This is a genomic window from Thalassovita mangrovi (assembly GCF_009857745.1).
In the GTDB taxonomy this organism is placed as follows: Bacteria; Pseudomonadota; Alphaproteobacteria; order Rhodobacterales; family Rhodobacteraceae; genus Thalassobius; species Thalassobius mangrovi.
Window position 1 is genome coordinate 40,904 of sequence record NZ_WWEN01000001.1, and the last position, 14,636, is coordinate 55,539.

The window sequence follows — 14,636 nt, forward strand, 5'->3', positions numbered from 1 at the left end:
GGTCGCTAAGATAGATGCCGGGCGCGACGTTTTACTGTGTGAACCTTCAGGGCGAGATTCCAAAAGGACTGAGTGAATGTCTTCGAAAAAGGTGCGATCGCTGACGCGCAATCTGGGCCAATACCGCATGGTGAATGCGCGCAATGACGAGGATAATCAGGGTTTCCAGCTGGTACGGCAGGAAACCCACCTGTCGAACGTGTCGCAAGTCGAACGCTTCCTGCCTGACATTCTGGGCCGGGCGCTGGCGCGTTGCTGGATCGATAAAATGTTCCGTCAAAGCTTCTATATGGCGCCCAAGGATACGCTGGCCGACTACCATGTCTTCCTTCCCGAAGACATCACCGTGTCGGTCGAAACCGACCCCGGAGAGCGCTCCAAGGTCGTGGTCTACGAACATCGCCCCGGCGAATTGCCCAAGCGTGTGATGTATTTGCAACTGGTGATGATGGCCGGAAGATGAAGTGGCGGGGCGCGCATATCCTGGTTTTGGGCGCGGCCTTGTCGGCTGCGGGCCAGCCGGCGCAGCCCAATGCGTTTTCCGAGGCGATTCAGGCCGCGCGCGACGGGCAGGCGGCGCAGGCGGTCAGGATGTTCCGCACCCTGGCGCAGGATCGCAACGGCGAGGCGCAGTATAACCTGGCGGTACTCTACGCCCGCGGCATCGGCGTGCCGCAAAGCGACGAAATGGCGCTTTACTGGGCCTGGCGCGCCCGATTCACCGGGGTGAAGCGGGCCAAGCCGCTGACAAAATACCTCAGCCGCAGCGCCACGCCCGACCTGATGGAAAAGGTCCAGACGCGGCTGCGCGACGACCTGACCCAGAACATCAACGAGGGTCAGAAGGAAGCGATGCTCGCCCTCGGCCGGGTGTACCTGGAACTGACCGATCCGTCGGAACCGGAACTGGCGCTGGTCTGGTTCACCATCGCGGCGGCGCTGCAGCAGCCGCATGCCAGCACCTGGCGCGACGTGACGGCGCGCCAGCTCGACCAGGAACAGCGCCTGACCGCGCAGGAACGCGCCGCCAGCATCTATCAGCAATGGTGCGACGGCCACGGGCTCGATCACCCCGACCTGTGCAGCTACAACAGCTGACGGATGCGCGCGCCGCGTCACTGATCCGCCTTCGGAAATAGATTATACAGGTCGTCGAGCGTGGCCTTCTTCTTTCCTGCCGCGAAAGAGGCCGCGGTCGTGTCGGTCGCGGCCGGTTGCGTCGCGGGGGCATCCGGTACGGCGTGCGGTTCGGCAGGTTCGGGTGCATCGTCCAGCTCCTGAAGTGCCGACAGGTCGAAGGGTGCTTTCTGGTCGGTGACTTCTGGCTGTGGCGCGTCGTCCTCGGGCGTGTCCTCCAGCTCATCCAATACCGACAGGTCGGGGAAGGGGTGGGCAGGGGCGTCCGGCGCATCCGGCGCCTCGGTGACCTCGGGGCCGTCATCCAACTCGTCCAGTACTGACAAGTCGGCGGAAGGCTGTTCGGAAGTTTCCGTTGCAGCCTGTGTTTCAGCGGGTTCGGATATGTCGTCCGGTTCGTTCAGTTCGTCCGGGGCCGACAGATCGACGGGCTCGGGCTGGGCGGAAGATTCCTGTGCGTCCAGTGGGGCAATCGCTTCAGGCGCGTCCTCGGGGTCGGTTGCCTCGTGCGCGTCGTCCAGCTCCGCCAGTGCCGACAGGTCGGGCAGGTCGGATGCGGGGAACGGCTCCGCTTCCTCTGCCGGGGTTTCTGTCTCGCCAACGGCATCGGTATCCACGATCTCACCTTCTAGCGCATCGAGCGCCGAAAGCTCCGGGGTTTCGGGGGCATCTGCGTCGGCCGCCGCAAGGGCGTCGGCCGAGCCGTCCTCCGACATCGCCTGGCTGCTTGCCGCGGCCATCAGGGCCTCGAATTCCGAAAAATCCGGCTCCGCGGCCGGTTCGGGAATATCCGCCGACGGGTCTGTCAGGGCCGCTTCCGCATCGGCCGTGGGAGTTTCTTGCAGGTCAGGTTCATCCCGAGGTTCCGTGACCTCGACCTCGACCCCTGCTTCTGCCACGGCTTCGTTCTCAACGGTTTCCGCCTCCCCAGCCGGGGCCTGATCGCTTTCCAGCGCGACATTTCCCATCAGGGCTTCGAATTCGGAATAGTCCGGTTCGGCCCCTGCATCGCCAGCCGTCGCGGTGTCGTCTTGAACAGCGGCAACTGTGTCCTGAGCCGCATGATCCGTCTGGGCATCATCGAGAACCGGCTCGGCAACTGCCCCACTGTCCGCCAGGTCATCCGCCACGTCGCCATGCGGATCCGTGGCGGTTTTGCTCGTAACCGATCCCATCAGCGCTTCGAACTCGGAATAATCCGGTTCGACGGTATCTCCAGCCGGATCTTCCGTTTGCGCCTGCTCCGTCCTGTCTTCCTCGGGGGCATCGTCCAGGGCGTCGAGGGCGGAGAGGTCAGGGATGGCGGTGTCCGCCGGTGCCTCCTCGGCGGAGGCATCAGCGCTGTTCTCTTTCGACAGGGCGCCCATCAAAGCGGAGAGGTCGTCCTCTGCCGTGTCTTCTTCAGACGCGTCAGACGCGTCGTCCAATGCGTCGAGTGCGGAGAGATCAAGGGCGTCGGTTGCCTTCGGTGCCTCTTCGGCGGCGGTTTCCACGCCGTCCTCATCCGACAGGGCATCCATCAGGGCTGAGAGATCGTCCTCTACCGTGTCCTCCTCGGCTGCGTCGTCCAATGCATCTAGCGCGGAGAAGTCGGGGGTGGCGGTTGTCTCCGGTGCGTCCTCGGCGGTGGTTTCCGCGCCGTCCTCTTCCGACAAGGCGTCCATCAGTGCGGAGAGTTCATCCTCTGTCGTGTTCTCGTCGGCGGTATCATCCAATGCATCGAGTGCAGAGAGATCGGAGGCGATGGTTGCCTCCGGCGCATCTTCGGTCGCAGCTTCCTCGCCGTCCTCATCCGACAGGGCGTTCATCAGGGCGGAGAGATCGTCCTCTGCCGTGTCCTCTTCGGCGGCATCATCCAGAGCGTCGAGCGCGGAGAGATCGGGGGCGTTGGTTGCCTCCGGTGCCTCTTCGGTCGCAGTTACCGTGCCGTCCTCTTCCGACAGGGCGTTCATCAGGGCGGAGAGGTCGTCCTCTGCCGTGTTCTCGTCGGCGTCATCCAGGGCGTCGAGGGCGGAGAGATCGGGGGCGTTGGTTGCCTCCGGTGCCTCTTCGGTAGCGGCTTCTTCGCTGTCCTCTTCCGACAGGGCCCCCATCAGGACGGAGAGATCGTCTTCCGCCGTGTCTTCTTCGGGGGCTTCATCCAATGCGTCGAGCGCGGAGAGGTCCGGGGCGTTGGTTGCCTCTGGCGCTTCCCCGGTGGCGGCTTCTGCGCCGTCCTCAACCGACAGGGCGCTCATGAGGGCGGAAAGGTCATCCTCCTCCGTGTCCTCATCTGCATCGTCCAAGGCGGCGAGGGCGGAGAGGTCGGGGAGATTTGCTGTTGTCGGGGCGGTGGGTTTCTCCGCTTGGGCGGGGGATGACGTGTTGCCGGTGCTCATCGCCGCCATCAGCGCGGTGAGGTCGTCGGAGCCGTCGTCGTCCGCATCCGCATCGTCGCTGCCCAGGTCGTTCAGCGCCGACAGGTCGGGCATTTCGATCGCACCGCCGGGTTTGGCCGGGGCGGCAAGCTCGGCCAGGGCCGACAGGTCGATATCCGCCGCAGAGCCGCTTTCATCGTCATCGTCGTCATCGGCCATCAGATCGTTCAGCCCGCCGAAGTCGATCTCGGCGGCGGGGGCGCGCTTGGGGGTGTCCTCCGGGGCGTCGTCATCATCGTCATCATCGTCATCATCGTAATCGTCGTCATCGACGGCCAGCAGCGCATCGAGATCGCCGAAATCCACCTTGCCGGGCGTATCGGGCTTGGCCGGTTTCGCGGGGGCGTCGAGTTCGGCGGCGCTGCTTTCCACCGCGCCGAACAGCGCCCCGAGGCTGTCGAGATCGATCGAGGTGACCGTGCCCTGGTTCTCTGCCTTTTCGGGCGCGGGGGCGGGCTCGACGGGTTTTTCGACCTTGGGGGCCTTGCGCTTGCGCTTGCGGGTGGGGCGTTTGGGTTTCTGGCTGTCCTGCAGCAGCTTGATCCGCGCCTGCAGCAGCAACACGCGGTTGTCGACCGTGCCTTCGAACCGCGCCGCTTCCTGCAGGGCCTCGGCGGCGTCGACGGTCGACATCTCTTCGACCGCCTTCAGAATTTTCGTGATGACCGCCGGTACACGTTTCGTTGGCCTGGCCATTCTGGGTCCTCGCTTCGCTCGGTTGGCATTGTCCTTGCATGGATCGCTTCGAGTGGCGCCCCGCCGGACAGAGCGAAGATTGCAAGTATCGCACCAACCGGGCCGGGGCCTGAAAAAAACAGGAAGAAAGAGGACCAAAGATGTCTGCCATCCGCGATCACCTGAACGTCCATGCCCAGGCGTTGCAGTTGCGTGAACAGCGCAACGGCATCCTGGCATCCAATATCGCCAACGCGGCGACGCCGGGCTTCAAGGCCCGCGACATCGATTTCCAGTCGGCGCTGACCCAGGCGATCGACGACAGCCAGATGTCGACGACGAATTCCGGCCATATCCCGCTGGGCGGCCAAGGCGGCGCACAGATGCTGTATCGCGATCCGACCATGACCTCGCTCGACGGCAACACGGTCGAACTGGCGGTGGAGCAAATGGAATTCGCCGAAAACACCTATCGCTACCAGTCCAGCCTGGAATTCCTGAACAGCAAGATCCGCGGCCTGCACCAGGCGATGAGAGGAGAATAACCATGGCAATGAATGTCTTTGACATCTCCGCGCGCGCGATGTCGTCGCAGATGCTGCGGCTGAACACGGTGGCGAGCAACCTCGCCAACGCCAACACGGTCAGTTCCAGCGAGGAAGACGCCTATCGCGCGATGCGCCCGGTGTTCGAGACCGAATTCGCCGACCAGATGAAGCAATCGGGCCTGGCCACCGTCAACGTGACCGACGTGGTGTCGCTGGACCGGGAGGTGAGCCGCAGCTTCCAGCCCGATCACCCGCTCGCCGATGAGGAAGGCTATGTCTACGAGGCGGCGGTCAACACCGATGAGGAAATGGTCGAGATGATGGAAGCCAGCCGCCAGTACCAGAACACGCTGGAGGCGGTGTCGACGATCCGCAACCTGATGGCAAAAACGATGAGGATGGGTCAATGAGCGTGACCTCGATTGATTACAGCAGCCTGCGCAGCGCCAGCGATATCTCCACGACGGCTGCGACCTCGACCGTCACCGATGCCAGCGACATGGGCAGCACCGATTTCCTGACCCTGCTGACGACGCAGCTGCAGAACCAGGACCCGTTCCAGCCGATGGAAAACGGCGAATTCCTGGGCCAGCTGGCGCAGATGTCGACGGTGGGCGGGATCGACGATCTGAATGAAACCCTGTCGAGCATGGCGTCCCAGATGAGCGGATCGCTGATCAGCCAGGCGTCGAGCATGCTGGGGCAGAGCGCGCTGGTCACCGGTTCGGTGGCGCGGCCCGATGAAACCGGCCTCGTGGCCGGCCGCGTCGAGCTGGACGATTTCGCCGATACGATGGTGATCGAATACGCCGATGCAGAATCCGGCGAGGTGCTGCACAGCGAAACGCTGACCAACCAATATGCTGGCGGGATTGACTTTTCCTGGGATGAAGCCCCCACCGACGGGCGCCAGATCAGGATAAATGTGAACGCGACCTACGAAGATGGCACGGTTGATGCATCGACCCAGGTATATGCCGAGATCGAAGGCGTCGAAGTGGATTCCTCATCGGGGGGAATGACGCTGCAGGTTAAGGATTACGGGGCCTTCCTTGGCTCGGAAATTACCGCTCTGCGCTAAGCGCTGAAATCAGAGTTCGCAACCTAAGAGGACGCACATGACCAGTTCTATCTCTTTGTCGGGTCTTAACGCCGCGCAAGCGGACCTGAGAACGACGTCGAACAACATCGCCAACGCCAACACTTACGGTTTCCATGCCAGCCGGACCGAATTCGCGGACCTGTTCACGCGTTCGGCCTTTTCGGCCTCGGGCACCGAAAGCGGCTCCGGCGTCCGGGTCCATACCGTGCGTCAGAGCTTTTCGCAGGGTCCGGTGAACCAGACCTCCAACACGCTTGACCTGGCGCTGCAGGGGCAGGGGTTCTTCGCGGTCAGCGACGCCGTGACCGACGGCAACCTGACCTATACCCGCGCCGGCGCCTTTGGCGTCGATGCAGAAGGCTATATCGTGAACGCCTCGGGCGGCTACCTGCAAGGGTACCCGACCAACGCCGACGGCAGCATCGCGACCTCGCTGGAACTGCAGCAGATGCGGATCCCGTCGACCGTCGGCGATCCGCAGGCCACCACCGCTGTCGATCTGTCGGTGAACCTGCCCTTCGGCGCGGAAGGGGTCGGCAACCAGGACGCGGTGCCGCCGACCAACGCTTTCGACCCGGCTGACGATACCAGCTATGCGTTTTCGGCCGATGTGAACGTCTGGAACAATGACGGCGAAGCGATGCCGGCGAAGGTGTTCTTCATCCAGGTGCAGGAACCCACTGCGGGCGATCCCTCGACCACCTATGAAATGCGTATGGAAGTGGATGGCGAGGTTCTGACCACCACCCCGGCGACCGCCGCGCAGATCAACTTCGACGAATACGGCACCCCCACCTCGACCATCGCGCCGATGGATTTTTCCAGCACCAGCTGGAACCTCAGCCTCGATCTGACCGATACCGAGATGAGCGACGACACCTACCAGGTGCTGAGCAGCGCGCATGACGGCGAACGCCCGCGCGGCCTGTCGGGTCTGGAAGTCGGCGATGACGGCGTGGTCTGGGCCTCTTATGCGGGCAACCAGGCGATTTCGCTGGGCCAGCTGGCGATTGCCAACTTCCCCAACTCGCAGGGTCTGAAACAGCTGGGTGAATCCAGCTACGCCCAGACGGTTGAATCCGGCGATGCGCTGATGGGGCAGGCCGGCAGCGACGGTTTCGGCAAGGTCGATTCCGGTGCTCTGGAAATGTCGAACGTGGACCTGACCTCGGAACTGGTGAACCTGATCACCGCGCAGCGGAACTATCAGGCATCGGCCAAGGCTCTGGAAACCTCGAATTCGGTGACCCAGACCATCATGAACATCCGGGGCTGATCCGGACCAAGCTAGGCTGAACCCATGGACCGCATGATCTATACCGCGCTGAATGCCCTCTCCAACCAGAGGGACCAGCGCGTGACCCAGGCGCAAAACCTGGCCAACCAGAACGTGCCGGGGTTCCGCCGCGACCTCAACAACGAGGGCGAGGCTTGGTTTGCGGGGGCGCTGAACACCGAAATGGTGCGCGCCTTCCAGACAGAAACGGGGCCGGCCGGATTTTCCGAAGAATCCGGCCCGCTGCAACAGACCGGGTCCGATCTCGATATCGCGGTGATCGACGAAGGCTATTTCTATGTCCGCCCCGACGGGATCGGCGATCCCGCGCTGTCGCGGCGCGGCGACCTGCGCCGGACGGTGGACGGCACGCTGGCCAACGGGGCGGGCGACACCATCCTCGACACCAACATGCAGCCGGTCCAGGTGCCGGAATACCGTGAAATCCAGATCACCGATATCGGCGAGATCTGGGTTGATCCGATCGACGCCAATCCCAACGATCCGCCAATTCTTGTCGGCACGCTGGCCACGGTCATTCCCGATCCCAATCAGCAGCTGCTGAAGGGCGGTGACGGCCAGATCCGCAATGCCGACGGCACCGTGCCGCCGCCCAACCAGCTGGCCAGCCTGTCGCAGGGCGTGCTGGAAGGCAGCAACGTGAACACGGTCGAGGAACTGGTCAATTCGATCGAGATGCAACGCAGTTTCGAACTGGGCATCCGCATGGTGTCCACCGCCAGCAAGCTGGACGAGGCGGGCGAACGCCTGCTGCGCGCGCCTGACGCGTGATAATTTCCCGATAAAACGCCCGTAATCCTGCTTGGCACGGCACTTGCACCTGTAATCGCAACACAGGTGAGAAAGCCGCTCTAAGGAGGATTGGCATGTCAACCAATGCAATGCACGTGGCCAAAACCGGCCTCAACGCCCAGCAGTCGCGGATCCAGGTGATTTCCAACAACCTGGCCAACGTGAACACGACCGGGTTCAAGCGCGACCGCGCGAATTTCGAGACGCTGCTGTATCAGACCGTCCGGCCGGCCGGGGCGCAGACCTCGGAAACCACCGAACTGACCGCAGGGTCGGAAATCGGCACCGGCGTGCGCATGGTGAACACCGAAAAGATCTTCCAGCAGGGCAGCCTGACCGAAACCGGCAACGCGCTGGATCTCGCCATCAACGGCGAAGGCTTCTTCCAGGTGCTGCTGCCGGACGGGCAGATGGGCTATACCCGCAACGGCACCTTCGGGATGAATTCCGAAGGCTTGCTGACCACCGCCAGCGGCTATGCGGTGCAGCCCGAAATCTACATCCCCGAGAATGTCGTCGACATCAACATTTCCAGCGACGGTATCGTCAGCGTGATGCAGCCCGGCGATACCCAGGCGCAGGAAATCGGTCAGCTGACCGTGGCGCGTTTCGTCAACCCGCGCGGGCTGAGCCCGATCGGCGAAAACTTCTCGGTCGAAACCACGGCCAGCGGCGCCCCGGTGGTTACGACCCCGATGGAGGACGGATCCGGCAAGCTGATCCAGGGTTCGCTGGAAGCCTCCAACGTGAACGTGGTGCAGGAACTGGTGGAAATGATCGAGGCGCAGCGCGCCTATGAGGTGAACTCGAAATCGATCTCGGCCACCGACGAAATGCTGCGCTTCCTGTCCAACAAGCTGTAAGGAGAGACAGCTATGAATTTCAATAAGGCATTGGTTTTGCTTGCTGTTCCCGCCGCGATGGCACTGTCGGGCTGCAGCACGGAAATGGAAGCGGCAGCCTCGGCGGATTGGGAACCGATCTACCAGGAACCGATGCCGCAGGCGACCAGCCGGATGGCCAGCGGCGCGATCTTCTCGGGCGGCCAGATGGGCCTGTTCGCCACCGACCGCCGTGCGGCGCAGGTGGGCGACATCCTGACCGTTGAGCTGAAGGAAAAATTTGCCGCCAGCAAGGCGCAGGGCGCGTCTTCGTCGAAGTCCGACAGTTTCTCGGTGACCCTGCCGACGGCGCTGACCGGCAGTTTCGACAGCAGCGGGCTGAGCGCCGGGACCTCGCGGTCCTTCGACGGCGACGGCCGCGCCACCCAGTCGAATTCGCTGACCGGCCGGATGTCGGTCACCGTCGTTCGGGTGATGCCCAGCGGCAACCTGGAAGTGATGGGGCAGAAGAAGCTGACCCTGAACAACGGCGATGAATATGTCCGGCTGCGCGGCATTGTGCGCCAGGCCGATATCAGCGCCGACAACACGGTGGATTCCGACCGCCTGGCCAATGCCGAGATCAAGTATATCGGCGCCGGCGACGTCGCCGACAGCGCCAAGAAGGGCTGGCTGCGGCGCGGCTTCGACGCCGTTTCCCCGTTCTGATCGTAAGAGGTATCCGCGATGATGAGCCACCTGATGATGCGCAAGCTGATCGCCGCCCTGATGACCCTGGTCTGCATCTTCGCGGGTGCGGCCATGGCCCAGGCCGACCGGATCAAGGATATGGCCTCGGTCGCGGGGGTGCGCAGCAATGCGCTGGTGGGTTACGGGCTGGTGATGGGTCTGGCCGGGACCGGCGATGGCGGCTCACGGCTGACCCAGCAATCGATGCAATCGCTGATCTCGCGCCTGGGTCTGGATACCGATCCGGGCGACCTGGATACCAAGAACGTGGCGGCGGTGATGGTCACCGCCGACATGCCGCCCTTCATGAAGCCGGGCCAGGTGCTGGACGTGACCGTGTCCACCGCCGGCAAGGCCAAGTCGCTGAAAGGCGGCACGCTTCTGATGACGCCGCTGATGGGCGCCGACGGCGAGGTCTACGCCATCGCCCAGGGCAACCTGGTGGTCGGCGGGCTGGGGGTCGAGGCCGGGGACGGATCGTCGTTGGTGGTCAATGTGCCCACCGTGGGCCGGGTGCCGGGCGGGGCGACCATCGAACGTCTGGTCGAAACCCCGTTCCTGGAATCCGAATACCTGGTGCTGAACCTGCATCGCGGCGATTTCAGCACCGCCTCGGCGGTGGTCGACGCGATCGACGGCATGTTCGGCAAGGGCGTGGCGGTGGCGCTGGACGGCACTTCGGTGCGGGTGCGCGCCCCGGCCGACCCGGCGCAGCGCGTGTCCTTCATGGGGCTGCTGGAAAATATCGAGGTGGTGCCGGCCGAAGCGGCGGCGCAGGTGATCGTCAACGCCCGCACCGGCACCGTGGTGATCGGCGGGTCGGTCCGGGTGACGCCCTCGGCGGTTAGCCACGGATCGCTGACCGTGCGGGTGAACGAAGATTTCAACGTCGATCAGGGCGGCGCCACCGTGGTCGGCGGCAACGGCGCGGTGGTGGTCGCCCCGGGCGATCCGGTGGTGACCCCGGATTCCCAGATCGACGTGACTCAGGAAAACAACCCCGCCTTCGTGTTCGATCCCGGCGTGTCGCTGTCGTCTCTGGTCGACGCGATCAATGCGGTGGGTGCCAGCCCGGCCGACCTGGTGGCGATCCTCGAGGCGCTGCACCGCGCCGGATCGCTGCGCGCAGAACTGATCATTATCTGAGGAACCGGCGCCATGACGCAGTCCATTTCGAACAACGCGACCTTCCTGGCGACGCAGAAAGCGGCCCAGAGCAGCGTGAAACCGGCTGAGCCGAACCGCGACATGGACCGGATGCAGCAGGCCGCCGAAGGCTTCGAGGGCCTGTTCCTGCAGCAGATGATGAAAGCGGGCCGCGCCGCGTCGCTGGGCGACGACCTGCTGGGCGGCACCGGGACCGAACGGATGCAGGACATGCTCGACACCACGCTGACCGAAACCGCGTCCGGCCAAGCCGGGCTGGGGCTGGCGGATGCGATCGTGCGCCAGTTCACTCCCTTCGTGACCAACAAGGCGGAATAACGCATGGCCGATTTTCTCAGCATCGCAAAATCCGGCATGGCCGCCAGCAGCGCGGCCTTGGCCACCACCAGCGAAAACGTCGCCAACGCCAATACCGATGGCTATTCCCGCCGCGAGGTGATCACCAGCGAAGTGTCGGGGGCCTCGGCCAACCCGCTGTTCAGCGCGCTGAACGGTCACGGCGTGATGATCACCGATGTGCGCCGCGCCTTCGACGAACTGATCGCGGGCGAGGTGCTGCGAACTTCTTCGGCGCTGGCCTCCTCGGAAACCCAGGAACCGGTGCTGGAACAGCTGGAAAACCGGCTGCTGCCCGAAGCGGGCGGGGTCAAGGAAACCCTGGCCGATTTCTTCGATGCGATCGAAGGCCTGGCCGGGACCCCGGACGACAGCGGTCTGCGCAGCGTGTTCATGAACGCCGCCGAATCCTTCGCCGGGGCGGTGGCCGACATGGCCGACGACATCAACGAACTGGGCGACTACCTGCAGGGGCAGGGCGAACAGGTGGTCGAGCGGGTCAACGACATCATCCAGGAAATCAGCCGGCTGCAGGAAAAGATCGGTGTTTCTTCGGTGCCGGGGACCAACAACACCATCCTGGACCAGCGCGACCAACTGCTGAAGGACCTGTCCAAGCTGGTCGAGATCCAGGTGGATTACGACAATATGGGCGTGGCCAGCGTCACCCTGGGCGACGGGCCCGGCGGCCCGGTTCTGGTCGACAGAAGCGGCGCGGCGCGGGTATCGATCAACAGCGATCTGGCGCTGGTCATCCGCCCGGCGGCGGCGGGCAGCGCGGCGTCGGAAACCCAGACCCGCGCGGCTTCGGGCGGCAGCCTGCACGGGTTGTCCAGCGTCCTGAGCGCGATCAACGCCACGATGGACGACCTGAACGACTGGGCCGGGGCGGTGGTCGAGGAAATGAACGCGGTGCACATGGCGTCGCGCGACGAAGACGGCAACCCGGGCGGGCGGCTGTTTTCGCTGGTCGGCTGGGAAGCGGAACCGGCCCCGGCCAATCGCGGCACCACCATCGTGACCACCACCGAGATTCCCGACGAAACCCCGCCCGCTGGCGACATCCGGTTGGTGCGGGACGAAACCCTGGGCCTGTGGCAGGCCTATGACGATACCGGCACCCTGCTGGGATCGGGCACCAACCAGGTGGTTCTGCCCGGCATGATCATCGATCTCGAAGGCAGCGCCGCCGAGGCCGATGTGATCAACCTGGTCGCCACCCACGGCCAGGCGCAGAACATGCGCTACCTGCTGGACGATATCGATCAGATCGCCGCCGGTGGCGGCATGACCGTGGTGGCCGATGCAACGAATGCAGGGGATGCGGAATTGACGGTGGGGACCACCGATGTCGGCAGCACCGGATTGCCTCAGATGTCCGATATCCTGCCCGCCGATGGCAGCTCCACCACGCTGCTGAGCGCCGGGGTGGTGGGCGTGGTGCCCGCCAACGCCAGCGCGGTGACCCTGGCCAGCCTCAACACCGGCGGGTCGATTTCCGACATCATGGTGTTCACCCGCGAAGGCACCCAGATCGCCGGTCCGGCGCTGAGCGCTGCTGCAGCCTCGGCCTTGATGACCACCGCCAACGGCTTTGCCGACGGCGCGATCTATGACGGCAGCCTGACCGATCAGGCCGACAATTACCTGGGCACCCAGCTGTCCACCGACGGCAGCGGCGCCAGCGCGCAATGGCTGCAACTGACCGATCTGCCCTATGAGGACCTGATTATCGTCGCGGGTGCGGGGGATCTGGAAATCGGCGGCAATATCACCATCGGCAACGGCACCGAACCCGACGACCGCTCGGTCCGGGTGGAAGTGATCGACGCAGGCACCGGCGAGGTCGAACTGACCGACCAGGCCACCGGCCACCGGCTGGGCGGCGGCATTCTGGATGCCGACGGCAATGTCGAAATCGCAGGCTTCAGCCTGAACCTGGCGGGCACGATCCAGACCGGCGATGTCTATGATGTCGAAGCCAGCAGCAGCGGCAGCGGCGATGCGCGCGGGCTCAATGAACTGGTTGGGCTGCGGCTGCGCGATACCGATACCGGGGTCGGCGGATACGATGCAATGTTCACCGATATGAGGACCGAAGTCGGTGGTATGCTGGCCACGGTGCAGACCAAGGTCGAGGTCGACCGGGCCCGCTATGAGGCCGCCGAAATCGCGCAATCCTCTACCGCCGGTGTCGACCTGGATACCGAAGCCGCGGCGTTGATCAAGTATCAGCAGGCCTATCAGGCCAACGCGCGGGTGATGTCGGTGGCGCGGGAAATCTTCTCGACCCTTCTCAATAGCCTCTGAGGTGTAACATGACGATCGGGACTGCTTTACATCACACCCTTGCGCAGAAGCACTTCACGCGCCTGGATACTGAGATTTCCAGCCTGCAGGCGCAGATCGCCTCGGGCGAAGCGGACCCGCGCGCCTCGGTCGATCCGGTGCGGGCGCTGAACATGTCGGCGGCGCAGGACCAGCAGGCGCTGCTGGAACAGTTCAGCCTGAACCTGGAAACCATCGACCGGCGGCTGAGCCTGTCGGACACGACGCTGGAAGAGGTCGGCAATATCCTGGAACGGTTTTCCGAAATCGCCATTCGCGGCGCATCCGCTTCGGTGAGCGGAGACGAACGCGCGGCCCTGCTGATCGAAGCGAACGAACTGCGCGACAACCTGGTGCAGCTGGCGCAGTCGCGCGACGATAACGGCAGGGCGCTGTTCGGCGGCTATCAGACCAAGGGCGATGCCTTTTCCGACGACGGCACCAATGTGGAATTCATCGGCGATACCGGGCGCCATTCGCTGCGGGTGTCGGAAAACACCATGCTGGCGACCTCGCTGCACGGGCAGGAAATCTTCATGGAGGTCGAGGTCCCAGGCGCCGATGGCAGCACCGAGACCGTCGATATCTTCTCGATCGTCGAGGACACGCTGAATGCGCTGAGCACCGGCGGCGGATCGCGTCTGGACAGCGTCAGCGCCGAGGACGAGATGCGCTTCTTGCCGAACGGCGCGGCCGGTGAAATCACCATGACCATCGAAGGCCCGTCGGGGACCGCGACCATCACCGCGCCCTATATGGCCAGTTCCCCCGAGGCGCTGCGCGACGCGATCAACGCGGTCAGCGCCACCACCGGGATCAGCGCGGTGATCGATCCCTCCGTCCCGGCGGCGCTGCGGCTCAGCGGCGGGGAAATGACCCTGTCGGATCTGCAGATGGAAGGCGGCGGCGACCGCAGCACCAAGCGGGTGACCGTCACCCCGATCACCGGCGGGGTCGAGGGCGACAACCAGGTGTTCATCCCCGAAAGCCTGTCGGCCGATGCGCAGATCGACGCGATGGCCGCCGCGATCAACCACATCGCCGACAAGCGCGCCGAAATCGGTGCGATCCAGCAGGTCGGCGAGCGCCAGAGCAGCGCGCTCGACAACCGGTTGGAAATGGTGGAACGCGCGCTGGCCGGCTACGAGGGCATCGATATCGCCGCCGCGATCACCGAGCTGCAGGCGCTGATGCTGAACCGCGAAGCGGCGCAGCAGACCTATACCAAGATTTCGACCCAGACGCTGTTCGATTTCATCGGCTGAT

General features: G+C 64.2%; 14 protein-coding genes. 13 read left to right on the forward strand and 1 reads right to left on the reverse strand.

The features are described 5' to 3' along the window. Window positions 1–76 precede the first annotated feature (76 nt). On the forward strand, window positions 77–463 hold the full coding sequence (locus GR167_RS00230; RefSeq protein WP_160971434.1) for a hypothetical protein: 387 nt from the start codon (window positions 77–79) through the stop codon (window positions 461–463). Further along, window positions 460–1,098 carry an SEL1-like repeat protein gene (locus GR167_RS00235; protein ID WP_160971435.1) on the forward strand — a complete coding sequence of 213 codons (639 nt, stop codon included), beginning with the start codon at window positions 460–462 and terminating at the stop codon, window positions 1,096–1,098. Before GR167_RS00230 ends, GR167_RS00235 begins: the two co-directional genes overlap by 4 nt. A gap of 17 nt (window positions 1,099–1,115) precedes the next feature. Here the strand turns inward: GR167_RS00235 and GR167_RS00240 are convergent, their stop codons facing one another. Then, complete coding sequence (locus GR167_RS00240) at window positions 1,116–4,250, reverse strand: midas domain-containing protein (RefSeq protein WP_160971436.1); 3,135 nt, start codon at window positions 4,248–4,250, stop codon at window positions 1,116–1,118. Window positions 4,251–4,390: 140 nt separating this feature from the next. On the opposite strand from GR167_RS00240, the gene flgB reads away from it, so the two are divergent. The 11 genes from flgB (at window position 4,391) to flgL (ending at window position 14,635) form a co-directional block, all read left to right on the forward strand. Then, window positions 4,391–4,774 (forward strand): flagellar basal body rod protein FlgB, encoded by a 384-nt coding sequence (gene flgB, locus GR167_RS00245; RefSeq protein WP_160971437.1) that lies wholly within the window; start codon window positions 4,391–4,393, stop codon window positions 4,772–4,774. Window positions 4,775–4,776: 2 nt separating this feature from the next. Further along, window positions 4,777–5,187: a flagellar basal body rod protein FlgC gene (flgC, locus tag GR167_RS00250; protein ID WP_370741199.1), complete on the forward strand. Its 411-nt coding sequence runs from the start codon at window positions 4,777–4,779 to the stop codon at window positions 5,185–5,187. After that, the gene (locus GR167_RS00255; protein WP_160971438.1) at window positions 5,184–5,858 is read left to right on the forward strand and encodes a flagellar hook assembly protein FlgD; all 675 of its coding nucleotides are present in this window, start codon (window positions 5,184–5,186) and stop codon (window positions 5,856–5,858) included. Before flgC ends, GR167_RS00255 begins: the two co-directional genes overlap by 4 nt. 37 nt (window positions 5,859–5,895) lie before the next feature. Next, window positions 5,896–7,155, forward strand: coding sequence for a flagellar hook protein FlgE (locus tag GR167_RS00260; RefSeq protein WP_160971439.1), 1,260 nt, complete (start codon window positions 5,896–5,898; stop codon window positions 7,153–7,155). A gap of 24 nt (window positions 7,156–7,179) precedes the next feature. Then, a complete protein-coding gene (locus GR167_RS00265; protein WP_160971440.1) occupies window positions 7,180–7,947 on the forward strand; it encodes a flagellar hook-basal body complex protein in 768 nt (255 codons plus the stop codon). Between the two features lie 95 nt (window positions 7,948–8,042). Next, entirely contained in the window at window positions 8,043–8,831 is a 789-nt protein-coding gene (gene flgG, locus GR167_RS00270) for a flagellar basal-body rod protein FlgG (protein ID WP_160971441.1), read from the forward strand. A gap of 12 nt (window positions 8,832–8,843) precedes the next feature. Next, window positions 8,844–9,518 (forward strand): flagellar basal body L-ring protein FlgH, encoded by a 675-nt coding sequence (locus GR167_RS00275; RefSeq protein ID WP_160971442.1) that lies wholly within the window; start codon window positions 8,844–8,846, stop codon window positions 9,516–9,518. A gap of 36 nt (window positions 9,519–9,554) precedes the next feature. Continuing rightward, window positions 9,555–10,685, forward strand: coding sequence for a flagellar basal body P-ring protein FlgI (locus GR167_RS00280; RefSeq protein ID WP_160971720.1), 1,131 nt, complete (start codon window positions 9,555–9,557; stop codon window positions 10,683–10,685). Between the two features lie 12 nt (window positions 10,686–10,697). Next, window positions 10,698–11,024, forward strand: a complete 327-nt coding sequence (locus tag GR167_RS00285) for a rod-binding protein (RefSeq protein ID WP_160971443.1) — start codon at window positions 10,698–10,700, stop codon at window positions 11,022–11,024. A 3-nt stretch (window positions 11,025–11,027) separates the two neighbouring features. Beyond that, a complete protein-coding gene (gene flgK, locus GR167_RS00290) occupies window positions 11,028–13,352 on the forward strand; it encodes a flagellar hook-associated protein FlgK (protein WP_160971444.1) in 2,325 nt (774 codons plus the stop codon). A gap of 8 nt (window positions 13,353–13,360) precedes the next feature. Beyond that, a complete protein-coding gene (gene flgL / locus GR167_RS00295) occupies window positions 13,361–14,635 on the forward strand; it encodes a flagellar hook-associated protein FlgL (RefSeq protein ID WP_160971445.1) in 1,275 nt (424 codons plus the stop codon). Window position 14,636 lies beyond the last annotated feature (1 nt).

What these genes read in the sequence shown, in the direction of transcription:
- GR167_RS00275 (WP_160971442.1), top strand. Translation starts at nt 8,844, where the DNA reads ATGAATTTCAATAAGGCATTGGTTTTGCTTGCTGTTCCCGCCGCGATG.
- GR167_RS00235 (WP_160971435.1), top strand. Translation starts at nt 460, where the DNA reads ATGAAGTGGCGGGGCGCGCATATCCTGGTTTTGGGCGCGGCCTTGTCG.
- GR167_RS00265 (WP_160971440.1), top strand. Translation starts at nt 7,180, where the DNA reads ATGGACCGCATGATCTATACCGCGCTGAATGCCCTCTCCAACCAGAGG.
- flgB (WP_160971437.1), top strand. Translation starts at nt 4,391, where the DNA reads ATGTCTGCCATCCGCGATCACCTGAACGTCCATGCCCAGGCGTTGCAG.
- GR167_RS00280 (WP_160971720.1), top strand. Translation starts at nt 9,555, where the DNA reads ATGCGCAAGCTGATCGCCGCCCTGATGACCCTGGTCTGCATCTTCGCG.
- flgK (WP_160971444.1), top strand. Translation starts at nt 11,028, where the DNA reads ATGGCCGATTTTCTCAGCATCGCAAAATCCGGCATGGCCGCCAGCAGC.
- GR167_RS00260 (WP_160971439.1), top strand. Translation starts at nt 5,896, where the DNA reads ATGACCAGTTCTATCTCTTTGTCGGGTCTTAACGCCGCGCAAGCGGAC.
- GR167_RS00240 (WP_160971436.1), bottom strand. Translation starts at nt 4,250, where the DNA reads ATGGCCAGGCCAACGAAACGTGTACCGGCGGTCATCACGAAAATTCTG.
- GR167_RS00230 (WP_160971434.1), top strand. Translation starts at nt 77, where the DNA reads ATGTCTTCGAAAAAGGTGCGATCGCTGACGCGCAATCTGGGCCAATAC.
- flgC (WP_370741199.1), top strand. Translation starts at nt 4,777, where the DNA reads ATGGCAATGAATGTCTTTGACATCTCCGCGCGCGCGATGTCGTCGCAG.
- flgL (WP_160971445.1), top strand. Translation starts at nt 13,361, where the DNA reads ATGACGATCGGGACTGCTTTACATCACACCCTTGCGCAGAAGCACTTC.
- flgG (WP_160971441.1), top strand. Translation starts at nt 8,043, where the DNA reads ATGTCAACCAATGCAATGCACGTGGCCAAAACCGGCCTCAACGCCCAG.
- GR167_RS00255 (WP_160971438.1), top strand. Translation starts at nt 5,184, where the DNA reads ATGAGCGTGACCTCGATTGATTACAGCAGCCTGCGCAGCGCCAGCGAT.
- GR167_RS00285 (WP_160971443.1), top strand. Translation starts at nt 10,698, where the DNA reads ATGACGCAGTCCATTTCGAACAACGCGACCTTCCTGGCGACGCAGAAA.